General features: G+C 61.5%; 23 protein-coding genes. 14 read left to right on the top strand and 9 right to left on the bottom strand.

Annotated features, from left to right (window positions below):
* The first annotated feature begins 54 nt into the window (after positions 1-54).
* On the top strand, positions 55-1584 hold the full coding sequence (locus tag ACP39K_RS11300) for a SulP family inorganic anion transporter (protein WP_049191857.1): 1530 nt from the start codon (positions 55-57) through the stop codon (positions 1582-1584).
* A 37-nt stretch (positions 1585-1621) separates the two neighbouring features.
* Here the strand turns inward: ACP39K_RS11300 and pth are convergent, their stop codons facing one another.
* The gene (pth, locus tag ACP39K_RS11295) at positions 1622-2212 is read right to left on the bottom strand and encodes an aminoacyl-tRNA hydrolase (protein WP_028128042.1); all 591 of its coding nucleotides are present in this window, start codon (positions 2210-2212) and stop codon (positions 1622-1624) included.
* Between the two features lie 301 nt (positions 2213-2513).
* On the opposite strand from pth, the gene ychH reads away from it, so the two are divergent.
* A complete protein-coding gene (ychH, locus tag ACP39K_RS11290; protein WP_004941056.1) occupies positions 2514-2792 on the top strand; it encodes a stress-induced protein YchH in 279 nt (92 codons plus the stop codon).
* 185 nt (positions 2793-2977) lie between these two features.
* Here the strand turns inward: ychH and prs are convergent, their stop codons facing one another.
* The 3 genes from prs to lolB form a co-directional block, all read right to left on the bottom strand.
* Complete coding sequence (prs, locus tag ACP39K_RS11285) at positions 2978-3925, bottom strand: ribose-phosphate diphosphokinase (RefSeq protein ID WP_004941061.1); 948 nt, start codon at positions 3923-3925, stop codon at positions 2978-2980.
* A 174-nt stretch (positions 3926-4099) separates the two neighbouring features.
* Entirely contained in the window at positions 4100-4966 is an 867-nt protein-coding gene (gene ispE / locus ACP39K_RS11280) for a 4-(cytidine 5'-diphospho)-2-C-methyl-D-erythritol kinase (RefSeq protein ID WP_033640629.1), read from the bottom strand.
* Positions 4963-5586, bottom strand: a complete 624-nt coding sequence (gene lolB / locus ACP39K_RS11275; RefSeq protein WP_004941069.1) for a lipoprotein insertase outer membrane protein LolB — start codon at positions 5584-5586, stop codon at positions 4963-4965. Before lolB ends, ispE begins: the two co-directional genes overlap by 4 nt.
* A 467-nt stretch (positions 5587-6053) precedes the next feature.
* Here lolB and hemA point away from each other — a divergent pair, with 467 nt between their 5' ends.
* The 6 genes from hemA to kdsA are packed head-to-tail and all read left to right on the top strand — an operon-like array spanning position 6054 to position 11428.
* Positions 6054-7316, top strand: a complete 1263-nt coding sequence (gene hemA, locus ACP39K_RS11270) for a glutamyl-tRNA reductase (RefSeq protein ID WP_016928100.1) — start codon at positions 6054-6056, stop codon at positions 7314-7316.
* A gap of 31 nt (positions 7317-7347) precedes the next feature.
* On the top strand, positions 7348-8433 hold the full coding sequence (prfA, locus tag ACP39K_RS11265) for a peptide chain release factor 1 (protein ID WP_016928099.1): 1086 nt from the start codon (positions 7348-7350) through the stop codon (positions 8431-8433).
* On the top strand, positions 8433-9266 hold the full coding sequence (gene prmC / locus ACP39K_RS11260) for a peptide chain release factor N(5)-glutamine methyltransferase (RefSeq protein WP_115115889.1): 834 nt from the start codon (positions 8433-8435) through the stop codon (positions 9264-9266). Before prfA ends, prmC begins: the two co-directional genes overlap by 1 nt.
* A gap of 41 nt (positions 9267-9307) precedes the next feature.
* A complete protein-coding gene (locus ACP39K_RS11255; protein WP_170913124.1) occupies positions 9308-9709 on the top strand; it encodes a SirB2 family protein in 402 nt (133 codons plus the stop codon).
* Entirely contained in the window at positions 9706-10515 is an 810-nt protein-coding gene (sirB1, locus tag ACP39K_RS11250) for an invasion regulator SirB1 (protein WP_016928096.1), read from the top strand. Before ACP39K_RS11255 ends, sirB1 begins: the two co-directional genes overlap by 4 nt.
* Before the next feature lie 58 nt (positions 10516-10573).
* Positions 10574-11428, top strand: coding sequence for a 3-deoxy-8-phosphooctulonate synthase (gene kdsA, locus ACP39K_RS11245; protein WP_004941087.1), 855 nt, complete (start codon positions 10574-10576; stop codon positions 11426-11428).
* A 47-nt stretch (positions 11429-11475) separates the two neighbouring features.
* On the opposite strand, the gene dauA is transcribed toward kdsA, so the two are convergent.
* Complete coding sequence (gene dauA / locus ACP39K_RS11240) at positions 11476-13164, bottom strand: C4-dicarboxylic acid transporter DauA (protein WP_243811208.1); 1689 nt, start codon at positions 13162-13164, stop codon at positions 11476-11478.
* Positions 13165-13396: 232 nt separating this feature from the next.
* Entirely contained in the window at positions 13397-13882 is a 486-nt protein-coding gene (locus tag ACP39K_RS11235) for a heme-degrading domain-containing protein (protein WP_004941092.1), read from the bottom strand.
* Between the two features lie 322 nt (positions 13883-14204).
* Between ACP39K_RS11235 and ACP39K_RS11230 the strand changes: the two genes are divergently transcribed.
* A complete protein-coding gene (locus ACP39K_RS11230; RefSeq protein WP_060444385.1) occupies positions 14205-15305 on the top strand; it encodes a GGDEF domain-containing protein in 1101 nt (366 codons plus the stop codon).
* Between the two features lie 32 nt (positions 15306-15337).
* On the opposite strand, the gene mfd is transcribed toward ACP39K_RS11230, so the two are convergent.
* Both mfd and ACP39K_RS11220 read right to left on the bottom strand, forming a co-directional pair.
* On the bottom strand, positions 15338-18811 hold the full coding sequence (gene mfd, locus ACP39K_RS11225; protein WP_033640624.1) for a transcription-repair coupling factor: 3474 nt from the start codon (positions 18809-18811) through the stop codon (positions 15338-15340).
* Positions 18812-18821: 10 nt separating this feature from the next.
* On the bottom strand, positions 18822-19082 hold the full coding sequence (locus ACP39K_RS11220; protein ID WP_047575746.1) for a hypothetical protein: 261 nt from the start codon (positions 19080-19082) through the stop codon (positions 18822-18824).
* 38 nt (positions 19083-19120) lie between these two features.
* Here ACP39K_RS11220 and lolC point away from each other — a divergent pair, with 38 nt between their 5' ends.
* The 5 genes from lolC to cobB all read left to right on the top strand — a co-directional run bounded on the left by lolC (position 19121) and on the right by cobB (position 24166).
* Positions 19121-20323 carry a lipoprotein-releasing ABC transporter permease subunit LolC gene (gene lolC, locus ACP39K_RS11215; protein WP_004941116.1) on the top strand — a complete coding sequence of 401 codons (1203 nt, stop codon included), beginning with the start codon at positions 19121-19123 and terminating at the stop codon, positions 20321-20323.
* Entirely contained in the window at positions 20316-21020 is a 705-nt protein-coding gene (gene lolD, locus ACP39K_RS11210; RefSeq protein WP_289527310.1) for a lipoprotein-releasing ABC transporter ATP-binding protein LolD, read from the top strand. Before lolC ends, lolD begins: the two co-directional genes overlap by 8 nt.
* Positions 21020-22267: a lipoprotein-releasing ABC transporter permease subunit LolE gene (lolE, locus tag ACP39K_RS11205; RefSeq protein WP_004941124.1), complete on the top strand. Its 1248-nt coding sequence runs from the start codon at positions 21020-21022 to the stop codon at positions 22265-22267. Before lolD ends, lolE begins: the two co-directional genes overlap by 1 nt.
* A gap of 53 nt (positions 22268-22320) precedes the next feature.
* A complete protein-coding gene (nagK, locus tag ACP39K_RS11200; protein WP_016928087.1) occupies positions 22321-23238 on the top strand; it encodes an N-acetylglucosamine kinase in 918 nt (305 codons plus the stop codon).
* A 91-nt stretch (positions 23239-23329) separates the two neighbouring features.
* A complete protein-coding gene (gene cobB / locus ACP39K_RS11195; RefSeq protein WP_342093796.1) occupies positions 23330-24166 on the top strand; it encodes a Sir2 family NAD+-dependent deacetylase in 837 nt (278 codons plus the stop codon).
* Positions 24167-24214: 48 nt separating this feature from the next.
* Here cobB and potD read toward each other — a convergent pair whose 3' ends face one another.
* Entirely contained in the window at positions 24215-25258 is a 1044-nt protein-coding gene (gene potD, locus ACP39K_RS11190; protein WP_025302505.1) for a spermidine/putrescine ABC transporter substrate-binding protein PotD, read from the bottom strand.
* Positions 25259-25447: the final 189 nt, after the last annotated feature.

Genomic DNA, 25447 nt, shown 5'->3' with positions numbered 1-25447 from the left:
ACCCCATACCCGCTACGCGGGGAGATGATGTCATCTGTCATAAGTGAATAATGCATGTTTAACCTGAGTAACGTCAGGATCGCGGACGTTAAAAATGAAGTCCTGGCGGGCTTTGTGGTGGCGGTTTCGATGATCCCCGAGGCGGTCGGCTTTTCGCTGGTCGCCGGTCTTTCGCCGATCGTCGGTTTGCATACCGCGTTTATTATCGGCCTGGTCACGGCGCTGTTCGGCGGCAAGCCGGGCATGGTTTCCGGCGCCGCCGGCTCCATTGTGGTGGTGCTGATGAGTCTGGCGGCGCAGTACGGCATGGGTTACGTGCTGTGGGCCACGCTGTTTGCCGGGGGGATCCAAATTCTGATCGGCGCCTTTCGGTTGGGCAAGTTCATTCGGCTGGTGCCGCTGCCGGCGATCCACGGCTTCGTCAACGGTCTGGCGATCGTCATCATGCTGGCGCAGCTGAAGATGATCGCCGGGCAGGGCCCGCTGATGTACGGCCTGGTGGCGCTGGCGATTGCGGTGGTGGTGCTGTTCCCGCGCCTGACCAAAGCCATTCCGTCTTCGCTGGCGGCGCTGCTGGTGGTCTCGGCGTTGGCGATCGGCCTCAACCTGCACACGCTGCGCGTGGGCGATCTGGCGGACATTTCCGGCGCGCTGCCGCACTTTAGCCTGCCGACGGCGCCGTTTACCCTGGAGATGGTGCGGGTGGTGCTGCCCTATGCGGTGGTGATCGCCCTGGTCGGTTTGATTGAATCGCTGCTGACCATGACGGTGCTGGATGAAATGGGCGGCAAGAAGGGCAACGGCAACCGCGAGAGTATCGCGCAGGGCGCCGGTAACGCGGTATGCGGCCTGTTCGGCTGCTTCGCCGGCTGCGCGATGATCGGCCAGTCGATCATCAACTTCACCTCGGGCGGTCGCGGGCGCATCTCCGGCACGGTAGGCGCCATCCTGCTGATCCTGTTCGTGGTCAGCCTGTCGCGCTATATCGGCCTGCTGCCGGTGGCGGCGCTGGCCGGGGTGATGCTGGTGGTGTGTTACAACACCTTCGAGTGGAGCTCGCTGCGTCGCTTGCGCCGCATGCCGAAGGCGGACGCGCTGGTGATGGTCGCCGTCACGCTGATCACCATCTTTACCGATCTGGCGGTGGCGGTGATCAGCGGGGTGATTATTTCGGCGCTGGTGTTCGCCTGGCAGCAGGCGCGCATCCGCGTGCGTCAGCGGCAGGTAACGGGCGAGGTGGCGGTGTATCAGCTCGATGGCCCGCTGTTCTTCGGCTCTGCTGCGGCTTTCGCCGAGCTGTTCGACCCGCAGAGCGATCCGCAGCGCGTGGTGCTGGATTTTGCCGGCACCCGGGTGATGGATTCCAGCGGCGTAGAGGCGATCGATAAGCTGACGGCGCGCTATCTGGCGGCGGGGAAAAGCATTCGTCTGCGCCACCTGAGCGCTGACTGCGTGCGCCTGCTCAAGCGCGCCGGGCCGTTCTGCAGCCATGAGCTGGACGATCCGCAGTATTATGTGGCGGAAGAGGGCTTCACCGCCGATGAGCGCCGCGTGGGTGAGGAAACCTTCAACCCGCGCGGCTAAAAGCAGGCAGCGGGCAGGGCGCCCGCTGCGGCAAGGTTCAGGCCTGCGCCTTGAAGCTGTGCAGGCGCTGAACGGTTTTTTCCAGCCCGTCCTTCATCAGCATCTCGGTGCAGCGCAGCGATTCGTCGATCGCTTCATCGATCATCTTCTGCTCGCCGGCCGGCGGCTTGCCGAGCACGAAGCCCACCACCTTGTTCTTGTCGCCCGGATGGCCGATGCCGATGCGCAGGCGGTAGAAATTCGGGTTGTTGCCGAACTTGTTCTGGATGTCTTTCAGGCCGTTGTGGCCGCCGTTGCCGCCGCCGAGCTTGATTTTGGCCACGCCGGGCGGCAGATCCAGCTCGTCGTGCGCCACCAGGATCTCGTTGGGTTCGATGCGGTAGAAATTGGCCATCGCCAACACCGCTTTGCCGCTCAGGTTCATGAAGGTGGTCGGCACCAGCAGGCGCACGTCGTTGCCCGCCAGGTTCAAACGGGCGGTGTAGCCGAAGAACTTGCTCTCTTCTTTTAACTGCTGATTGTGGCGCTGGGCCAGCAGATCGACGTACCAGGCGCCGGCGTTGTGGCGTGTCTGGGCGTATTCCGCGCCCGGGTTGGCGAGGCCGACTATCAATTTAATACTGCTCACTGGGAGATTCGCTATGATCAGGGTAATGGAAAGGGCCTTAGTCTACCTGTCGGGGCGGTGAATGACAAAACCCGATCTCTGCCGTCACCTTAGGTAAGAAAGGCGAGTAATTCATTAGCTGAATAATTCAATTTGTCCGCTAATTTTCATCGCCGTGTTAAGAAGTGTCAATAATTCTTTACCATTTGTGATCGCCTCCGCAATCCCCTTGCCGCAACAGGGACTATACTTAACTTATCAAAGTGGGTTAACAAGTTGCAGCGTTATCCCGGTTGGCACATGGCAATCATGGAGGTGGCATATGAAACGTAGAAGCGCGGACAGAGTGGGCAACTTTTTTATGGGGCTGGGGCTGGTCGTGATGATCGGCGGTGTCGGATACTCCATTATTGCTGAAGTATCCCAGTTTAATCTGCCGCAGTTTTTCGCCCACGGCGCCATCATGAGCATCTTCGTCGGCGCGCTGTTGTGGCTGGTGGGCGCGCGTATCGGCGGCCGCGAGCAGGTGGCGGATCGCTACTGGTGGGTAAAACACTTTGATAAACGGTGCCGCAACGATCAACATCGTTCGTCGCATTGATTAAAAAAGCAGAAGGGAAGCAAGAGCAGGGCAAGGGAACATCTGCCGTGCATTAAGGTTTGAGGTCATGTCGGACTACGAGTAGAAAACCCGTTGTTGCTCACGCACCAACGGGTTTTTCTTTTTCTGCTGTCGAGCGCGCTATCTTTCCGGCGCAGTGGGCGCCGCACCGGAAAGATGACGGATCAATGCTCGAACATCGCAGAGATCGACTCTTCGTTGCTGATGCGGCGGATGGCTTCAGCCAGCATGCCGGACAGGGTCAGAGTGCGAACGTTTTTCAGTGCCTTGATTTCCGGCGACAGCGGAATGGTGTCGCAGACGATCACTTCATCAATCACCGAGTTCTTGATGTTGTCCACGGCGTTGCCGGAGAAGATCGGGTGCGTCGCGTAGGCGAATACGCGCTTGGCACCGCGTTCTTTCAACGCTTCAGCCGCTTTACACAAGGTGCCGCCGGTGTCGATCATGTCGTCGACCAGCACGCAGTCGCGGCCTGCCACGTCACCGATGATGTGCATCACCTGAGAAACGTTCGCGCGCGGGCGGCGTTTGTCGATGATGGCCATATCGGTGTCGTTCAGCAGTTTGGCGATGGCGCGGGCGCGCACGACGCCGCCGATGTCCGGGGAAACCACGATCGGGTTTTCCAGGTTCTGCTGCAGCATGTCTTCCAGCAGGATCGGGCTGCCGAACACGTTGTCTACCGGTACGTCGAAGAAGCCTTGAATCTGCTCAGCATGCAGATCCACCGTCAGAACGCGGTCAACCCCTACGCTGGAGAGGAAATCGGCGACAACCTTGGCGGTGATTGGCACACGCGCGGAACGCACGCGGCGATCCTGGCGGGCATAGCCGAAGTAAGGGATAACGGCGGTAATACGACCTGCGGAGGCGCGACGCAGGGCGTCGACCATCACAACCAGTTCCATCAGGTTGTCGTTGGTCGGGGCACAGGTGGACTGGATGATGAAAATATCACCGCCGCGTACATTTTCGTTGATTTGCACGCTCACTTCGCCGTCGCTAAAACGACCTACAGCGGCGTCACCAAGGCTGGTGTACAAACGGTTGGCAATACGTTGTGCTAGTTCCGGGGTGGCGTTACCAGCAAAAAGCTTCATATCAGGCACGAGAAGAACCTCAGGCTTGCGTCCAGAGAAGATATTGTCATGCGACATCGCCAAGGGGCAGTCGGCGACGCCGGCGCAATATACATACGGGTATGTAAAACTAAAATTGAGACCGCAGGCAGCGCAGGGATAACAGGGCCAGGTGTGCATGACCCTGCGCAGCGAAACGTTGAGCTACGACTCAAACCGCCCGGAACGAATGCGATGTAGTGGGGAGACGTTAACGCCGCGCGCTACAAAACCACACAACCACTCCGGGGCTTGATTTAACACCTGACGGGCGGCGATTTCTGTGTCGAATTCAGCAAACACACAAGCACCTGTGCCAGTCAGGCGTGACGGGGCGTATTCTAACAGCCATGAAAGAAGCTGTTCAACCTCGCGAAAACGTTTTCTTGCGATCGGTTCGCAATCATTTGCGTACGGCGCCTGCAACAGCTCACTTAAGGAGCGAACCGGGGTGTTTCTTTTTAATTCGGGGTCGCCGAAGATAACCGGCGTCGGGATGCCGACGCCGGGATGCGCCACCAGATACCATTTTTCCTGCGGCTCGGCCGGCTGCAGACGCTCGCCGATGCCTTCGGCGAAGGCGGCGTGGCCGCGCACGAACACCGGCACGTCGGCGCCGAGGCTAAGCCCCAATGCAGCCAGTTGGTCGTCGCCAAGACCGCAGCGCCACAGTTCGTTCAGCGCCACCAGCACGGTGGCGGCGTTGGAGGAACCGCCGCCCAAACCGCCGCCCATCGGCAGGCGCTTGTCGATGCTGATGTCGGCGCCGCGCGGCGCGGTCTGCAGACCCTGTTCATCACAATAGCGCTGCAGCAGGCGGGCGGCGCGCACGATCAGGTTCTGCTCGTCCGGCACGCCCTCGACCGGCGTCAGCAGGTTAATGCGATCGTCCTGGCGCGGGTCAATGGTCAGGGTGTCGCCGTAGTCCAAAAACTGGAACAGCGTTTGCAGCAGGTGATAGCCGTCTTCACGACGGCCGGTGATGTACAGAAACAGGTTGAGTTTCGCGGGGGAGGGCCACTGGCGGATCATTTGAGCGTCCAGTTATCCATTTTCAGCTTGATGCGCTGGTCGCCCTGCTGCAGCTCCAGACGGTTCGGCAGCGTCGGCTGCACCTCGGTGCTGTAGCTCTGGTAATCCACTTTCCAGGTCTGGCCGCCTTGCTGGTAGGTCAGTTTGCTCAGTCGATATTGGTCATCCAGCGCAAAATCGCTGGCTTCGCCCGGCAGGCCGACCATCCACTGGCGCAGGTTGTTCAGCGGGATCGCCATGCCGGTCAGCTTGCGGATCATCTCTTCCGGGTTGTCGCTGACGTAGCGTTTGCCCTGGTTGTCGGTCAGCTGCACCACGTTTTTCTGTACGTTGAGATCCATTTCCGTGCTGCCCAGCGGGTTAGTCAGCAGCAGGCGGTAGCGCTCCGGCGAAAACTGTTGCCAGAAGAAGCGGGCATAGACTTTTTTCTGATCAGACAAGTAGGCGAAAGAGCCGCGGGTCTGATAGGTGCTAAGCTGCTGCACCGCCTGCTCATGGGCGCGCCACTGCGGTGAGGTCGGGCTGGTGGCCGGGCCGGTCGGCTTGGTGGTGGTACAGGCGGCCAGCACCAGGCTGGCCAGCGGGATCAGACGGAGCAAACTAACTTTGCGTATTGGCATAACTTTTTCTTGTCCTTTTGTCCTTGCGGGCATGCGCGACGAAACCCGGATTCAGCGCTCACGCTAACGGGGCGCCGGCGGCGCGTCAATTTTTTGCTGCATCGCGTTGAATCTTGCCGCGTTTACCGGCGTAGTGCCAACGCGGCGCGCGCGTCGGGGTTGCCATTAAGCGTAACACAATCGCCTGAAGGCGGGGGAGGCGCTCCCGATAAGCGGTGCAGAGTTGCGCAAACGCCGCCGTTATGTGCGCCGAATAGCGTGCGCGTCATCGCAAACTGCGCTAAAATTTAAACAATCAACCTACCCTTTGACTATTTATCCCGCTGTATTTATTACTTATTCATTAATTGATGTCGTCTATGACAGCGATTGAACGGAAGATGCGGTTGTTACTTTTATTGATCCCGCGCATCAAGTAGAATGCCGTTCAACGAGAACCCGTACCAACAGAAGTATTACTCGAAGCAATGACCCTGCTGGCGTTAGGTATAAATCACAAAACCGCTCCGGTTTCTCTGCGTGAAAGGGTGACCTTCTCGCCAGAGTCCATCGATGAGGCGCTGACCAGCTTGCTCCAACAACCGTTGGTGCAGGGCGGCGTCGTGTTGTCCACCTGCAACCGCACCGAGCTGTACCTCAGCGTGGAGCAGCAGGAGCACATGCACGAACAGCTGGTCGCCTGGCTGTGCGCCTACCACAACCTGCGTCCGGAAGAGGTGAAGAAAAGCCTCTACTGGCATCAAGGCAACGACGCGGTCAGCCATCTGATGCGAGTGGCCAGCGGGTTGGACTCGCTGGTGCTGGGCGAACCGCAAATCCTCGGCCAGGTGAAAAAGGCCTTCGCCGAATCTCAACGCGGCCAGTCGCTGTCCGGCGAGCTGGAGCGGCTGTTCCAGAAATCCTTCTCCGTTGCCAAGCGCGTGCGCACCGAAACCGACATCGGCGCCAGCGCGGTCTCCGTGGCTTTCGCCGCCTGTACGCTGGCGCGGCAGATCTTCGAATCGCTGGCCGATCTCAACGTCTTGCTGGTGGGCGCTGGTGAAACCATCGAGCTGGTGGCGCGCCACCTGCGCGAGCACAAAGTGCGGCACATGATCATCGCTAACCGCACCCGCGAGCGCGCGCAATTGCTGGCGGACGAAGTCGGCGCGGAAGTGATCACCCTGCCGGAGATCGACGAACGCCTGGCGGACGCCGACATCATCATCAGTTCCACCGCCAGCCCGCTGCCGATCATCGGAAAAGGGATGGTGGAGCGCGCGCTGAAGGCGCGCCGCAACCAGCCGATGCTGCTGGTGGATATCGCCGTACCGCGCGATATCGAACCGGAGGTCGGCAAACTGGCCAACGCCTATCTGTACAGCGTGGACGATCTGCACGCCATCATTCAAAGCAACCTGGCGCAGCGCAAAGCGGCGGCGGTGCAGGCGGAGTCGATCGTGCAGCAGGAAAGCACCAACTTCATGGCCTGGCTGCGCTCGCAGGGCGCGGTGGAAACCATCCGCGACTACCGTTCGCAGGCTGACCAAATCCGCGCAGAGATGGAGGCCAAAGCGCTGGCCGCCATCGCGCAGGGCGCCAGCGTGGAGCAGGTTATTCACGAGCTGGCCCATAAACTGACCAACCGTCTTATTCATGCCCCTACCAAATCCCTCCAGCAGGCCGCCGGCGACGGCGACGTGGAGCGGTTGCAGTTATTACGCGACAGCCTCGGGCTGGATCAGCATTAGTTTTCTCTATTAACAGGGTTTATTACCACGCATGAAGCCTTCTATTGTTGCCAAACTGGAAGCGTTACAAGAGCGCCATGAAGAAGTGCAGGCGCTGCTCGGCGATGCCGGCGTCATCGCCGAGCAAGACCGGTTCCGCGCGCTGTCGCGAGAATACGCGCAGCTGACCGATGTCAGCCGCTGCTTCCTGGAATGGCGTCAGGTGCAGGAGGATCTGGAGACGGCGGAAATGATGCTGGACGATCCGGAAATGCGCGAGATGGCGCAGGAAGAGCTGAAACAGGCGCGGGCGACCAGCGAAGCGCTGGAACAGCAGCTGCAGGTGTTGCTGCTGCCGAAAGATCCGGACGATGAGCGCAGCTGCTTCCTCGAAGTGCGCGCCGGCACCGGCGGCGATGAGGCGGCGATCTTCGCCGGCGATCTGTTCCGCATGTACAGCCGCTATGCGGAAAGCCGCCGCTGGCGCGTCGAGGTGATGAGCGCCAACGAAGGCGAACACGGCGGCTTCAAAGAAGTGATCGCCAAAGTTTCCGGCGACGGCGTGTACGGCCAGCTGAAGTTTGAATCCGGCGGCCACCGCGTGCAGCGCGTGCCGGAAACCGAATCCCAGGGGCGCATCCACACCTCCGCCTGTACCGTGGCGGTGATGCCGGAAGTGCCGGAAGCCGAGCTGCCGGACATTAACCCGGGCGATCTGAAAATCGACACCTTCCGCTCCTCCGGCGCCGGTGGTCAGCACGTTAACACCACCGACTCGGCGATCCGCATCACCCACCTGCCGACCGGCATCGTGGTGGAGTGCCAGGACGAACGTTCGCAGCACAAAAACAAAGCCAAGGCGATGTCGGTGCTGGGCGCGCGCATTCGCGCCGCCGAGATGGCCAAGCGCCAGCAGGCCGAGGCGTCCACGCGCCGCAACCTGCTGGGCAGCGGCGATCGTTCCGACCGCAACCGCACCTACAACTTCCCGCAGGGGCGGGTGACCGACCACCGTATCAACCTGACGCTCTACCGTCTGGACGAAGTGATGGAAGGCAAACTGGACATGTTGATCCAGCCGATCGTGCAGGAGTATCAGGCCGATCAGCTGGCTGCGCTGTCCGCCGAGCAAGAGTGATGGACTATCAACACTGGCTGAAAGCCGCCGCCGCGCGTTTGACCCACAGCGACAGCGCCCGGCGCGACGCGGAAATCCTGTTGGGTTTCGTGACCGGCAAGGCCAGAACCTTCCTGATGGCGTTCGGGGAAACCCTGCTGACGCCGCCGCAGCAACAGCAGCTGGAGACGCTGCTGGCGCGCCGCGAACGCGGTGAGCCGGTGGCCTATCTGGTGGGTGAACGCGAGTTTTGGTCGCTGCCTCTGTCGGTCTCGCCGGCGACGCTGATCCCACGCCCGGATACCGAATGCCTGGTGGAACTGGCGCTGGCGCGCCTGCCGCCGCAATCCTGCCACTTCCTCGATCTTGGCACCGGCACCGGCGCCATTGCGCTGGCGCTGGCCAGCGAGCGCCCGGATTGTTCGGCAATCGGCGTCGATGTGCAGCCGGACGCAGTTGCGCTGGCGCAGCACAATGCGCACAAGCTGAGGATCGACAACGTCCGATTTCTACAGGGCAGCTGGTTTGCGCCCGTGGAGGGGCAACGCTTTGCGCTGATTGCCAGCAATCCGCCCTATATCGACGCCGCCGATCCGCATTTGTCACAGGGCGACGTGCGCTTTGAGCCGGGCAGCGCGCTGGTCGCCGCCGAGCACGGGCTGGCGGATCTGGCCGCCATCGTGCGCCAGGCGCCGCACTATTTGCAGCCGCAGGGCTGGCTGCTGTTGGAACATGGTTGGCAGCAGGGCGAGAGCGTGCGCGCGCTGCTGCAGGCCGCCGGATTTTCCGCTGTCGCCACCCACCGTGATTACGGCGACAACGACCGCGTGACGCTCGGCCAATGGCCGGGATAAGCGCCCCTCATAATAACGACGCCCGGGCCATTTAAGGGAGCATCATGACTGCATACACCGCGTTGAAACATTTCCATTTGCTGACGGTCGCCATCAGTATTACCTTGTTTGTGCTGCGTTTCTACTGGCAGTGGCGCCGCTCGCCGATCATGGGGCGCCGCTGGGTCAAGGTCGCGCCGCACCTGAATGACACGCTGCTGTTCGTCAGCGGCATCGCGCTGGTGGTGACGTTCGGGTTTTATCCGCTGCTGGGTATGGACTCATGGCTGACCGAGAAGCTGTTTGGCGTTATTATCTATATCCTGCTTGGCTATGTCGCATTGGGCAAGAAGACCAAAAGTCAGCGGCTGCGAACCGTGGCGTTCGTGCTGGCGTTGGGCTGTCTGTATCTGATAATTAAACTTGCCACGACGAAAATACCGTTTCTGATGGGATACCTATGAGTAGCATTGCTGATTTTGAATTTAACACCTCGCCGCTGAGCGAAGGGGTGATCCTGGTGTCGCAGTCGGTGCGGCGCGACTTCCCGGCTGCCGACGTGGAGCGAAAGCTGCAACAGCTGGTGGATGAAGCGCGTGCGGCAGTGCCGGTCGATATCACTCAGGAGCAGCAACTGGATGCGCTCATTGAACTGTTCTACAAGACCTGGGGATTCGGCGGCGCCAGCGGCGTGTACCGCCTGTCGGACGCCATCTGGCTGGACAAGGTGCTGGAAGGGCGGCAGGGCACGCCGGTCTCGCTGGGCACCATTTTCCTGCACATCGCCAACGCGCTGGATCTGCCGCTGCTGCCGGTGATTTTCCCCACCCAGCTGATCCTGCGCGCCGATTGGCTGGACGAAGAGCTGTGGCTGATCAACCCGCTGAACGGCGAAACCCTGAGTGAGCACCAGCTGGAAGTGTGGATCAAGGGCAACCTGGGGCTGGGTGCCGAGCTGGAAGACGACGACCTCGATGAGTCGGAGAACATCATGGTGGTGCGCAAGATGCTGGACACGTTGAAGGCCGCCCTGATGGAAGAAAAGCAGCTGGAAATGGCGCTGCGCACCAGCGAAACGGTGCTGTGTTTCGATCCGGAAGATCCGTACGAGATCCGCGACCGCGGGTTGATTTATGCCCAGCTGGAGTGCAACCACATCGCGATTTCCGATCTCAACTATTTTGTCGAGCAGTGTCCTGAAGACCCGGTCAGCGAAGTGATCAAAGTACAGATCCACTCGATTGAGCCGAAACAGGTGACGCTGCATTAATTCAATGACTCCGTGCAGTTTGCAAGGCGACGGTTACAACCTTAACAAAGGCGAAAGCATGAAACAGAAAGTGGTTAGCATTGGCGACATCGACGTAGCAAACGACCTGCCGTTTGTGCTGTTTGGCGGTATGAACGTGCTGGAATCGCGCGATCTGGCGATGAGCATCTGCGAGCACTACGTCACCGTGACGCAAAAACTGGGCATTCCTTACGTATTCAAAGCTTCCTTCGACAAAGCCAACCGTTCTTCCATCCACTCGTACCGCGGTCCGGGCCTGGAAGAAGGGATGAAGATCTTCGAAGAGCTGAAAAAAACCTTCGGCGTGAAAATTATCACCGACGTGCATGAAGCGGCGCAGGCGCAGCCGGTTTCCGAAGTGGTTGACGTGATCCAACTGCCGGCCTTCCTGGCGCGTCAGACCGATCTGGTGGAAGCGATGGCGAAAACCGGCGCGGTGATCAACGTCAAGAAGCCGCAGTTCGTCAGCCCGGGGCAGATGGGCAACATCGTCGACAAGTTCAAAGAGGGCGGCAACGACCAGGTGATCCTGTGCGATCGCGGCAGCAACTTTGGCTATGACAACCTGGTGGTCGACATGCTGGGCATCAACGTGATGAAGAACGTCACTGGCGGCCATCCGGTGATCTTCGACGTGACCCACGCGCTGCAGACCCGCGATCCGTTCGGCGCCGCGTCCGGCGGCCGTCGCGCTCAGGTGGCCGAATTGGCGCGCGCCGGTATGGCGGTTGGCCTGGCCGGCCTGTTCCTCGAAGCGCACCCGGATCCGAACAACGCCAAGTGCGACGGTCCTTCCGCGCTGCCGTTGGACAAACTGGAACCGTTCCTGGCGCAGATGAAAGCCATCGACGACCTGGTGAAGAGCTTCCCGGAGCTGGATACCAGCAACTAAGCGCTCGTCGCCATAAAAAAAGCCCGACTTGTCGGGCTTTTTTACGTTTAGGCGCCGGTGGCCGCCAGCGCTTCCGGCAGGGTCGGATAGAACTGTAAGCGGCCCTCGATCGGCTGCACCCGCGCGCGCGCCAGGGTTTTCAGCGGCTGGAATGGCACGTCGGTGATCACCAGCTTTTTATCCGCCGGCAGCACGTCGATAAAGCGCCGCAGGGCGTTCAGGCCGCCGGCGTCGAGCACCGGCACCGCATCCCACTGCAGCACGATCGTTCGGTAGTCCTCGCTGCGCGCCAGCAGTTCGCTAAAGATGCGCTCGGCGGCGGCGAAGAACAGCGGGCCATTCACTCGCAGCACCAGGCGGCCGTCATCGGCGCTCAGTTCGCTTAGCCGCGTCATGCGGGCGATGCGGCGCATAAACAGCAGCGACGCCAACACGATGCCCACGGTAATGGCGATCACCATGTCGAACAGCACCGTCAGCGACATGCACAGCAGCAGTACCAGAATGTCGTCCTTCGGCGCCCGGCGCAGCAGGTAAATCACTTTGTGAGCCTCGCTCATGTTCCAGGCGACCATCAGCAGCAGCGCCGCCATCGCCGCCAGCGGCAGATAAGAGAGCCATGGCGCCAGAACCAGCAGCGCCAACAGCACCAGCAGCGCGTGGATGATGGCGGACACCGGCGAGGTGGCGCCGGCGCGCACGTTGGCCGCTGAACGGGCAATCGCGGCGGTCGCGGTGATGCCGCCGAAGAACGGCGCGATGATGTTGCCCGCGCCCTGGCCGATCAGTTCGCTGTTCGAGTTATGCTTCTTGCCGGTCATGCCGTCGAGCACCACCGCGCACAGCAGCGATTCGATCGCCCCGAGCATCGCCATCGAAAACGCCGCCGGCAACAGGGAGGAAACGGTTTGCCAACTCAGAGTGAACGGCTGCCCGCCGCCGCCCGGCAGATCCCAGGGCAGCAGCAGCTGCGGCAAGATAGGCGGGATGCCCTGGCCGCTGCTGCCATCGGCCAGCAGGTAGCTGAAGCGGGAGCCGATGGTCGCCACCGGGTGGTCAAACAGCGTCAGCAGCCCCATCAGCGCGGTGCCCGCCAGCAGCGCCGGCAGGTGGCCTGGCACCCGCAGGCCGAGCTTGGGCCAGAAGATCAGGATCAGCAGCGTCACGGCGCCGATCAGGGTATCGCCGAAATCCAGCGTCGGCAGCGCCTGCAGCAGGGCGTACAGCTTGCCGACGTAATTTTCCGGCGTGTGCGCCAGCTGCAGGCCGAAAAAATCCTTGATCTGCATGGTGGCGATGGTGATGGCGATGCCGGAGGTAAAGCCGAGCGTCACCGGCAGCGGAATGTACTCGATCAGCCGGCCAAAGCGCGCCAGCCCCATCAGCAGCAGAAATACCCCGGAGATCAGCGTGGCGACCAGCAGGCCGGCCAGGCCGAACTGCTGAGAAACCGGATAGAGGATCACTACGAAGGCGGCGGTGGGGCCGGAGACGCTGTAGCGCGAACCGCCGCTGACGGCGATGACGATGCCGGCGATGGCGGCGGTATACAGGCCGTACTGCGGCGGCACGCCGCTGGCGATCGCCAGCGCCATCGCCAGCGGGATGGCGATAATACCGACCGTCACCCCGGCGATAGCGTCTTTCAGCAACCGCGCCAGGTTATAAGGTTCCCGCCAGCAGGCGTCTATCAGCGCGCTGAAGGGGCGAATTTTGTTTATTTCATGGGTTTTCATCTACGGTGCGTACCAAATCTTCAAAAGTGAAAGGAATGGCGGGCCCGATGAGGTCCGTCTTGTCACGTGACAGATACCATACGCCTTTTGTTCAGCGGATTACCAGACCTGTGTCAATTTGGCGCAGGAAATCAGAGAGTCGCCCTTTTGTTCGGCGCTAAATGCCGAAAATAGAGAAGTCAGCCGCAGATTCTGCGGCTGAAAAGGAAAGTGACAGTCAAGGTTTTAACGGTTATTGCAGGGCGGGCAGGGATAAGCCGAGAAAGTGGGCTAAAGTGCTCACCAATAGTTGGTGATCTTCCTTCTGCGGCGCGCCGGAAATGCTGATGCTGCCGACGCAGCCGAGGCCGGTCAGGGTGAGCGGGAAGGCGCCGCCGTGCACCGAATAGTCGCGCACGCTCAGCCCGTAACGCTCCTCCAGCGACGTTTGCCGCTGCTGCAGGCGCAGGCCGATGGCGTAAGAGCTTTTGTGAAAATGGTTCACCAGATTGCGCTTGCGCCGCACCCAGTCGGCAATGTCCGGCGTGGCGCCCGGCATGGCGTAATAAAACAGCGTCTGCCCGGCCAGTTGGATCTCGATGGCGATGCTCAGGCCGCGCCGCTCGGCGGCGGTTTTCAGCGCCGCGCCCAGTTCCCAGGCGGTGGCGGCGTCAAAATGGGTAAAGGCCAGCGTCGCTTCCTGTTCGCTGAGCGCTTGCAGTTCATCGTCGATATTCATGCGGTTCTCCCCCGATAACACAACGCTCAGAGTAGCCTGAAGCGTGCGTCGTGAGATAGACGGCTTGGCGATAAGATAGAACTGCTACTCTATTAATAGACTGTGTATCCCTATGGATTTCAAATTGCAGCTAGGCACCCAGCGATCGCATCCCCAGGAGCTTACTCAGGTAAGTGACTGGGGTGAGAGCGTGCAGGTAACAACGCTGCGGTTTGAAAGACGACGGGTATAAATGGCCGCCGCCGAAGCGGAGACGACAGGGATGCGTTATTCAACGTCTGCACATTACCCCTGGCGATCCCGAGGAGCGCGCTGACTATTTATGACTTACATTGCGTCCATTTCCACCCTTTACAGCGACGCCTGCATCACCTACGCGACGTTGTCGATAAGCTATTTCCTTCTCAGCAAGAATGCCCCTTTTTCTTATCAATCCGCACTGTGGAAGCGCGTTGTTTTCGGCCTGCTGGCCGGGGTGGCGGTGCTGTATTTGAGCCAGGATCGGCTGGAGCTGACCGATAAGGTGCATTACAGCTTTGCGATGATCCCGATGATATTGGTGACTTTCTTCGGCGGCGGCGTCAGCGGGTTGGTGAGTTTTCTGTTCGCCATGGCGCTGACCGGCGGTTTCACCGTCGATAACCTGTTCATCGCCTCGATCGTCGCGCCGCTGCTGCTGTCGCGGGTGTGGCTGAAGAAATCCCACCGGACGTTTTACCTGACGATTGGCGTCATCGCGCTGTATCGCATCGCGGTGGTGTGGCTGCTGGTGGACATGAGCGGGCTGTGGCCGGATGTGTTGCTGTACCAGGCGGTTTCCGCGCTCTGTCTGGCGATTTGCTATCATGCGCTGAATTTCAAAGAGCGCCATATCTACGCCTATTTCGCGATGCGCGCGCGCGCCACCACCGACAGCCTGACCCACATCAACAACCGCGCCAGCGTCGATTATCAGCTGATGCTGCAGCGTGCCGAACGCCGCCCGTGCGGGCTGATGATCCTCGATTTGGATAACTTCAAAAGCATCAACGATACCTACGGTCATCCGGCCGGTGACGTGCTGCTGGCCAGCGTCGGCCGGCTGCTGCAAAACAGCGTGCGCAATGAGGACTTCGTCGGGCGCTACGGTGGCGAAGAGTTTATGGTGATCACCGCCAGCTACGATCCGCAGGTCATCGGCGGGGTGGCGGAGCGCATTCGCAGCGCGGTGGAAAGCTCGACGTTCTTGCTGAATGCGCACGACGAAGCGCACATCACGCTGTCGATCGGCGTGTCGCTGTATCTGCCGGGCATGACGCTGGACAAGGCGATCGCCATGACCGACGAGGCCTTGTATGAGGCGAAGCGCGGCGGCAAAAACCGGGTGGTGACCAGCCGCGTGATGCAGCTGGCGCCGCTGGGCGCCGGATTCCCGCGCGAATAAGCCGCCCCCGCCGCCACGGCGGGGGCGTTGGCTCAGGCCGCCAGCGTGTGCTCGCGGAAGGCGTTCAGCAGCTCTTCGGTGAACGTCAGGCGTTTTTGGCGATCGGCCAGATCGAGCGTGAACTTCAGCTTGCTCGGGCCGTCCAGGCGGTAAACCTGCGGATTGCCCTGCAACAGGCCGATCAGATAACCCGGATCGACGCGGTTGTTGTCGCCGAACTCGATAAAGCCGCCGCGTTCGTTGCTCTCGATGCGTTTGATCCCCAGTTTCTGCGCATGCAGGCGCAGCGCCGCGCACTGCAACAGATTGCGCGCCGCATCCGGCAGTTGACCGAAGCGGTCGATCAGCTCGACCTTCAGCTCGTCAAGCTCACCGTCGTTTTTCGCGCTGGCGATACGCTTATACAGTGACAGGCGGGTATTGACGTCGGGAATGAAATCTTCCGGCAGCAGCGCCGGCATGCGCAACTCTACCTCGGTCTGGCTGCTGGTAAGATCTTCCAGCGACGGTTCTCGGCCGTTTTTCAACGCGTCGACGGCGCTTTCCAGCAGCTCCATATAGAGCGAGAAGCCGACGGTGGTCATCTGGCCGCTCTGATCTTCTCCCAGCAGCTCACCGGCGCCGCGGATCTCCAGATCGTGGGTCGCCAGTGCGAAACCGGCGCCGAGATCTTCCAGCGACGCGATGGCCTCGAGCCGTTTATGAGCGTCGGTGCCCATGGCTTTCGGGTTTGGCGTCAGCAGATAGGCGTAAGCCTGATGGTGCGAACGCCCGACGCGGCCGCGCAGTTGGTGCAGCTGCGCCAGGCCGAAGCGATCGGCCCGCTCGATGATGATGGTGTTGGCGCTGGGGATATCGATGCCGGTTTCGATGATGGTGGTGCACACCAGCACGTTGAAGCGCTGGTGGTGGAAATCGTTCATCACCCGCTCCAGATCGCGTTCGCGCATCTGGCCGTGGCCGATGGCGATGCGCGCTTCCGGCACCAGCTCAGCCAGGCGCTGCGCCGCTTTCTCGATGTTTTCCACGTCGTTATAGAGGTAGTAAACCTGGCCGCCGCGCAGCACTTCGCGCAGGATCGCCTCGCGCACCACCAGACTGTCGTATTCGCGCACGAAGGTCTTCACCGCCAGCCGGCGCGCCGGTGGGGTGGCGATGATCGACAGATCGCGCATGCCGCTCATCGCCATGTTCAGCGTACGCGGGATCGGCGTGGCGGTCAGCGTCAGGATATCGACGTCGGCGCGCATCGCTTTGATGCGCTCCTTGTGGCGCACGCCAAAGCGGTGCTCTTCATCGACGATCAGCAGCCCCAGGTCTTTCCAGCGCAGATCGCTCTGCAACAGCTTGTGGGTGCCGATAATGATGTCCACTTTGCCTTCGGCCGCGTCGTCCAGCACCTGCTGCTGCTCTTTGGCGCTGCGGAAACGCGACATCATCTCGATGCGGATCGGCCAGGTGGCGAAGCGATCGCGGAAGTTGTCGAAGTGCTGCTGCGCCAGCAGTGTCGTCGGCACCAGCACCGCCACCTGCTTGCCGTTTTCCACCGCCAGGAAGGCGGCGCGCATCGCCACTTCGGTTTTGCCGAAGCCGACGTCGCCGCACACCAGGCGGTCCATCGCCAGCGGCTGGCACATGTCGCTCAGCACCGCGTTGATCGCCTGTTCCTGATCCGGCGTGGTTTCGAACGGGAAGCTCTGGCAGAACAGCTGGTACTGCTCGCGGTTGTGTTTGAAGGCGAAACCGGCCTTGGCGGCGCGCTGGGCGTAGATATCCAGCAGCTCGGCCGCTACGTCGCGCACCCGCTCGGCCGCTTTCTGCCGCGCGCGCGTCCAGGCGTCTCCGCCCAGTTTGTGCAGCGGAGCGTTTTCGTCCGCGCCGCCGGCGTAGCGGCTGATCAGATGCAGCGAAGACACCGGCACGTACAGCTTGTCCTCACCGGCGTAGGAGAGGATCAGGTATTCGGCCTTGATGCCGCCGGCTTCCAGCGTGGTCAGGCCGACGTAGCGGCCAACGCCGTGCTCCAGGTGCACCACCGGCTGGCCGGGATGCAGCTCCGCCAGGTTGCGGATCAGGGTATCGGTGTTGATGGTGCGCCGGTTGTCCTGCCGGCGGCGGCTGACGCGCTCGCCGAGCAGATCGCTTTCGCAGATCAGCGCCCGCTGGCGCAGGCCGTCGAGGAAGCCGTGTTCGGCGGCGCCGACCATCATGTAACGGCCTGTCGTCTCCGCCTGATCGAGACGCTGAATCAGCGCTGGCGCCAGCTTGATGCGGCCGAGCAGATCCTGCAGCGTTTCACGCCGCCCCTCGCTCTCGACGGAGAAAATCACGCTGCCGTCGAAGCCTTCGATAAAGCGCCGCAAATTATCCAGCGGGGATTTATGCTGCGCCTGCACCGCCAGGTCGGGCAGGGCATGGTAATCCAGATTGGTATTGCCGGCCTTGGCCGGCAGCTCATCGGTTTTCAGCGCGATGCGCGGCCAGGCCTTCAGCTCGCCGAACAGCGCGTCAACGCGCAGCCACAGCGTATCCGGCGCCAGCAGCGGACGCATCGGATCGACGCGGCGGCTTTCGTAACGCTGGTTGACGTCCTGCCAGAAGCGCTCGGCGGCGCCCTCCAGATCGCCGGTATTGACGATCAGCGTATTGGCCGGCAGGTAGCTGAACAGCGACGGCAGCGGCTGGCTGAAGAACAGCGGCTGCCAGTATTCGATACCGGCGGGCCAGGCGCTTTTGCTGACCTGCTGATAGATGTGCTCGGCGTCGCGACGCACCTCAAACTGCTCGCGCCACTGGCTGCGGAACAGCTCGATGGCGTTCTTGTCGGTGGGGAACTCGTGGGCCGGCAACAGATTGATGGCCTCGACTTCGCTCAGCGTGCGCTGGGTATCGACGTCGAAGATGCGCAGACTGTCGATTTCGTCATCGAAAAAGTCGATGCGGTAAGGCTCATCGCTGCCCATCGGGTAAAGATCGAGCAGCGCGCCGCGGGTGGCGAATTCGCCATGCTCCATCACCTGATCGACGCTGCGGTAACCGGCCTGTTCCAACTGCGCGCGCAGCTTGTCGCGCGACAGGCGCTGGCCTTTCTTCATCACCAGCGCGTGGCCGTGCAGGAATTCGTGCGGGCAGACGCGCTGCATCAGGGTGTTGACCGGCAGAATGATCACGCCGCGCGCCATGGTCGGCAGGTGATACAGGCTCGACAAACGATCCGAGATGATTTCCTGATGCGGCGAGAAGCTGTCGTACGGCAGGGTTTCCCAGTCGGACAGCGTGGTCACCATCTGATCGGTGAACTGCTGGATCTCATCGCGCAGCCGCAGGGCGTTTTGCATGTCCGGCGCGATCAGCATCACCGGGCCAGGGTGGCGTTCGACGATCTCGGCGCACTCCACGGCACAGGCCGCGCCGGTCAGTTGCCCCAGTTGGCGCAGATCGCCCGCGCGATCGGGCAGAGAATAACGGGGGGATGAAGAACGGTTACGGCTATCGGAAGTGCTCATTCAGGTATCTTTAATCAATGTGTTGGATGGCGTCCCGGCACGGATAACCCAGCGCCTTTATGCTGTTTATAGTAGCCCAGCGGCCGGCAAACTGACACAGCAAAAAGCGCTGCCCATCAATTTTCTGCCGGTTATTTAACCGGTTAATACCGTCTGTTTTTTGCGGTTGAGGATAAATAACGCGCGAAGCTGCCGCCGTCTCCCTCTTCGCCGCCACGCAATAAAAGGCCGTCGGGTGTTCCCTAAACGAGGGAGAGCCTTTATTATCCATGATCACTTTGCTTAAGCCACGGCTATCAAACGGATTTCATGTATCAACCTGTCGCGTTATTCATTGGCCTGCGCTACATGCGCGGGCGAGCCTCAGACCGCTTCGGGCGGTTTGTGTCCTGGCTTTCCACCATCGGCATTACGCTGGGGGTGATGGCGTTGGTCACCGTGCTGTCGGTGATGAACGGATTCGAAAAGGATCTGGAAAACAACATTCTCGGCCTGATGCCGCAGGCGTTGGTCACCAGTCCGCAAGGATCGGTCAACCCGCAGCAGCTGCCGGCCTCCGAGGTGCAGAAGCTGCAGGGCGTCACGCGCGTCGCGCCACTGACCACCGGTGATGTGGTGCTGCAAAGCGCCCGCAGCGTGGCGGTCGGGGTGATGCTCGGCGTCAATCCCGACGAGGCCGATCCGCTGACCCCGTATCTGGTCAACGTCAAGCAGCAGCAACTGCAGCCGGGCCAATACAACATCATCATCGGCGAACAGCTGGCGGGGCAACTGGGCGTCAAGCGCGGCGATTCGCTGCGCGTGATGGTGCCGAGCGCCAGCCAGTTCACGCCGATGGGCCGCATTCCCAGCCAGCGCCTGTTCACTCTCATCGGCACCTTCCACGCCAACAGCGAGGTGGACGGCTATCAGCTGCTGGTCAACCAACAGGACGCTTCGCGCCTGATGCGCTACCCGGCCGGCAACATCACCGGCTGGCGCCTGTTCCTGCAACAGCCGCTGACGGTCGATACCCTCAGCCAACAGGCGCTGCCGGCGGGCACTGTCTGGAAAGACTGGCGCGATCGCAAGGGCGAGCTGTTCCAGGCGGTGCGTATGGAGAAGAACATGATGGGGCTGCTGCTCAGCCTGATCGTGGCGGTGGCGGCGTTTAACATCATTACGTCGCTCGGCCTGCTGGTGATGGAGAAGCAGGGCGAGGTCGCCATTCTGCAGACCCAGGGGCTGACCCGCCGCCAGATCATGTCGGTGTTCATGGTGCAAGGCGCCAGCGCCGGCATTATCGGTTCGCTGCTAGGCACGCTGCTCGGCGTGCTGCTGGCCACCAACCTGAATAACCTGATGCCGATCCTCGGCGCCTTGATCGACGGCGCTTCGCTGCCGGTGGCGGTCGATCCGCTGCAGGTGACGATCATCGCCGTGGTGGCGATGGCGGTTTCCCTGTTGTCCACGCTTTATCCTTCATGGCGCGCTGCCGCCGTACAACCCGCTGAGGCTTTACGTTATGAGTAACCATCTTTTGCTGCAGTGTGACAACCTGTGCAAGACCTACCAGGAAGGCAATCTGCACACCGACGTGCTGCGCAACGTCAGCTTTGCCATGCAGCAGGGCGAGATGATGGCGATCGTCGGCAGCTCGGGTTCCGGCAAGAGCACCCTGTTGCACCTGCTGGGCGGGTTGGACTCGCCGACCTCCGGCGAGGTGATCTTCAAGGGCGAATCGCTGAACGCCATGTCTTCGGCGGCCAAGGCCGAGCTGCGCAACCGCCAGCTGGGCTTCATCTATCAGTTCCACCATCTGTTGCCGGACTTCACCGCGTTGGAAAACGCCGCCATGCCGCTGCTGATCGGCGGCGGCAAGCCGGCGCAGGCGCAGGAGAAAGCGCGGGAGATGCTGGCGGCGGTCGGGCTGGAAAAGCGCAGCAAACACCGCCCGTCCGAGCTTTCCGGCGGCGAGCGTCAGCGCGTGGCGATCGCCCGTGCGCTGGTCAACAACCCGGCGCTGGTGCTGGCGGACGAACCGACCGGTAACCTGGATAAACGCACTGCAGACAGCATCTTCGATCTGCTGGGCGAGCTGAACGTGCGCCAGGGCACCGCGTTCCTAGTGGTGACGCACGATCTGCAGCTGGCCAAGCGCCTGAGCCGCCAGCTGGAAATGGCCGACGGCCACCTGCAGGCGCAGCTGACCCTGATGGGGGCCGAGTAATGGCGGGAGCCTCACTGTCCTTCCTGACGGCCCTGCGTTTTAGCCGCGGCCGTAAACGCGGCGGCATGGTGTCGCTGATCTCGGTCATCTCCACCATCGGCATCGCGCTGGGGGTGGCGGTGCTGATCGTCGGCCTGAGTGCGATGAACGGCTTTGAGCGCGAGCTCAAGAACCGCATTCTGGCGGTGGTGCCGCACGGCGAGCTCGAGCCGGTCAATCAGCCGTTCAGCGGTTGGCCGTCGATTCTGCAGCGGGTGGAAAAGGTGCCGGGCATCTTGGCCGCCGCGCCGTACATTAACTTTACCGGCCTGATGGAAAACGGCGCGCAGCTGCGCGCGGTGGAAGTCAAAGGCGTGGATCCGCAGCAGGAGAGCCGACTGAGCGCGCTGCCGCAGTATGTGCAGGGCGACGCCTGGGCCAACTTCAAGCCCGGCGAGCAGCAGGTGATCCTCGGCAAGGGCGTGGCCGACGCGCTGGGCGTCAAGCAGGGCGCCTATGTCACGGTGATGATCCCCAACAGCGACCCGGAAATGAAGCTGCTGCAGCCGAAGCGCATTCGCCTGCACGTGACCGGCATTTTGCAGCTCAGCGGCCAGCTCGATCACAGCCTGGCGCTGGTGCCGCTGGCCGACGCGCAGCAGTATCTCGACATGGGTGACAGCGTCACGGGCATCGCGCTCAAGATGAACGACGTGTTCGCCGCCAACAAGCTGGTGCGCGACGCCGGCGAAGTGACCAACGCTTACATCTACATCAAGAGCTGGATCGGCAAGTACGGCTATATGTATCGCGACATCCAGATGATCCGCGCCATCATGTACCTGGCGATGGTGCTGGTGATTGGCGTGGCCTGCTTCAACATCGTCTCCACGCTGGTGATGGCGGTGAAAGACAAAAGCGCCGACATCGCGGTGCTGCGCACCCTGGGCGCCAAAGACGGCTTTATCCGCGCCATCTTCATCTGGTACGGGCTGCTGGCCGGGCTGCTGGGCAGCCTGAGCGGCGTGGTGATCGGGGTGATCGCCTCGCTGCAGCTGACCAACATCATCCGTGGCATCGAGAAACTGGTCGGTCACTCCTTCCTGTCGGGCGATATTTACTTCATCGACTTCCTGCCTTCCGAGCTGCACTGGCTGGATGTGCTGATCGTGCTGGCGACCGCCATCGTGCTGAGCCTGTTGGCCAGTTGGTATCCGGCGAGGCGCGCCAGCCGCATCGATCCGGCGCGGGTGCTGAGCGGACAATAAAACCGACGGGGAGGCAGCGATGCCGCCCCGTTTTTTTAGCCTGGGGATGGGTTATGTACTACGGTTTCGATATGGGCGGCACCAAGATTGAGCTGGGGGTGTTCGACGACAACCTGCAGCGCATTTGGCAAAAGCGGGTGCCGACGCCGCGTGAAGATTACCGGCAGCTGCTGGCCACGCTGTGCGATCTGACCCTTGAGGCGGATGCGTTTTGCGGCCGGCGCGGCAGCGTCGGCATCGGTATTCCGGGTCTGCCCAACGACGATGACGGCACGTTGTTTACCGCCAACGTGCCGGCGGCGATGGGGCGGCCGCTGCCGCGCGATCTGGCGGCGCTGATCGGGCGCGAGGTGCGCGTCGATAACGACGCCAACTGCTTTGCGCTGTCGGAAGCCTGGGACGACGAGTTCCGCCGCTACCCGACGGTGCTGGGCATCATTCTCGGCACCGGCGTAGGCGGCGGCCTGATCGTCGGCGGCAAGACGGTGCCCGGGCGCAACTATATCGCCGGCGAGTTCGGCCATTTGCGCCTGCCGGTGGACGCGCTCGAGGTGCTGGGGCGTGATGTGCCTCGCGTTGCCTGCGGGTGCGGCCATCAGGGTTGCATTGAAAATTACATATCGGGCCGCGGTTTCGAATGGATGTACGCCCATTTCTATGACCGGCGCTTGCCTGCCACCGAGATCATTGCGCATTATCAGGCGGGCGAGCCGCAGGCGGTGGCTCACGTCGACCGCTTTATGGACGTGCTGGCGATCTGCCTGGGCAACCTGCTGACGGTGCTGGATCCGCACCTGGTGGTGATCGGCGGCGGGCTGTCGAACTTCGACGCCATTTACCAGGCGTTGCCGCAGCGGCTGCCGGCTCACCTGCTGCGGGTGGCCCGGCTGCCGCGCATCGAGAAAGCGCGCTATGGCGACGCCGGCGGCGTGCGCGGCGCGGCGTTTCTCAATTTGGCTCGCCCAACGTAATGGGCGTTGCGGCCAGGCGTGAATGTATGCAGCCAACAACGCCGCAACGTCCAGTAAGAAGGGTAAACAGGGAAAAGTAAGGAGAGAGTTAATGCACACTCGCCATCGGCTGTGTCAGTTTCGCAAGAGTAAGCATGTGCTGCATCAGCGCTTTCGTTCACGCATTTTTCACCGTGACACCATGGCGGCGGCCGAGCTGAAAAAGCCGTTTGTGGTGGTGTTGACCGGGGCCGGCATTTCGGCCGAGTCGGGCATTCGCACCTTCCGCGCCGCGGATGGGTTGTGGGAAGAGCACCGGGTGGAGGATGTCGCCACGCCGGAAGGTTTCCAGCGCGATCCGGCGCTGGTGCAGGCGTTTTACAACGAACGCCGCCGTCAGCTGCAGATGGAGGAGATCGTTCCGAACGCCGCGCACCGCGCGCTGGCGGATCTGGAAGAGTGGCTGGGGGACAACTTCCTGCTGGTCACGCAAAACATCGATAATCTGCATGAGCGCGCCGGCAGCAAGCGGGTGCTGCATATGCACGGCGAATTGTTGAAGGTGCGCTGCACCCAGTCGGGGCAGGTGTTCGAATGGCCCGGCGATCTCAGCGTCGACGATCGTTGCCATTGCTGCCAGTTCCCGGCGCCGCTGCGGCCGCACGTGGTGTGGTTCGGCGAGATGCCGCTGGGCATGGACGACATCTACCAGGCGCTGAGCAAGGCCGATTTCTTCGTCGCCATCGGCACTTCCGGCCACGTCTATCCGGCGGCCGGGTTCGTGCATGAGGCGCGGCTGGGCGGCGCCTATGCGATGGAGCTGAACCTGGAGCCGAGTCAGGTGGAAAGCCAGTTCGACGAGAAACACTACGGTCTGGCCAGTGAAGTGGTGCCGCGTTTTGTGCACAAGTTCCTGGTGGGCAAGGTGGCGCGGGCCGACAGGCCCTGAGAAAGGCATCAGGGCGCACTGCGCGCCCTGATGAGATGGCGGGGCGTATTAGCGCCCGGCTTTCAACTTTTGGAAGTAGCTTTCGTACAGCGTGCTGGCGTCGCCGACGTCGTTTTGCCACTCGCCGTGCTCAATCACCGCCTTATCCGGATAGAGTGACGGGTCGTTGGCGATCTCCGGCGACAGCAGCTTCTTCGCCGCCAGGTTCGGCGTCGGGTAACCGATGGTCTCCGCCACCTGCACCGCAATTTCCGGCCGCAGCAGGAAGTCGATCAGCTTCAGCGCCCCTTCGACGTTGCGCGCGTTGGCCGGAATGGCCAGGCTGTCCATCCAGAAGATCCCGCCTTCCTTCGGCCAGACGATCTCCAGCGGCGTGCCGGCCTGGCGCGCCACAAAGGCCGAACCGTTCCACACCATGCCGACGTTGACTTCCCCTTCCATAAACGGGTTGCCCGGGTTGTCGGAGTTGAAGGCCAGCACGTTCGGCATCAATTTCTGCAGTTCGTGGTAGGCGGCTTCGATCTCTTTCGGATCGGTGGTGTTGCCGGAATAACCCAGCTTGAGCAGCGCCATCTGGAACACTTCGCGCGCGTCGTCGGTGAGCAGCAGGCGGCCCTTGTACTGCGGTTGCCACAGATCGGCCCAGGCGGTAACGGTAGAGGGATCCTGCGCGTCGCTGTTGACGCCGATGGCGGTAGCGCCCCAGATGTAAGGAATGGAATAGTCGTTGTTGGGATCGAACGGCTTGTTCAGCAGGGTGGGATCGAGATCCTTGAAGTGGCTGAGCTTGCTCTTGTCGATTTTTTGCAGCATGCCTTCCTTGCTCATCTTGGCGATGAAGTACGTGGAAGGCACCACCAGATCGTACGCGCCGTCTTTGTAGGTTTTCAGCTTGGCGTACATGCTTTCGTTGGATTCATAGGTGGAATAGATCACCTTGATGCCGGTTTCTTTGGTGAACTGCTCCAGCAGCCCCGGCGGAACGTATTCAGTCCAGTTATAGAAATACAGCGTTTTGCCGTCAGAGGCGTTTGCAGAGCAGAAACTCAGCGCCATCATCCCGGCTGCGAGCAGATGTGACCACTTTTTCATGCAGCGTATCCTTCAGCAGTAGTGAGCCGAACCCGTATGGGCTGCCGTTTCCGGCCGCGCCATACCCCAGAAAGGGGCCATTATAGGGGCCGGGGCGGGGTGGGTAAAGGCGGTTATCCCGCTGGCAAATCAAGGGGTTCGGCGGCTTAAAGCGCATCACAATTTGTGTGTCTCGCGCTGGACAGGCGG

The organism is Serratia sp. EC4, from assembly GCF_059652115.1.
This window is presented reverse-complemented; position numbering and strand designations above follow the sequence as displayed.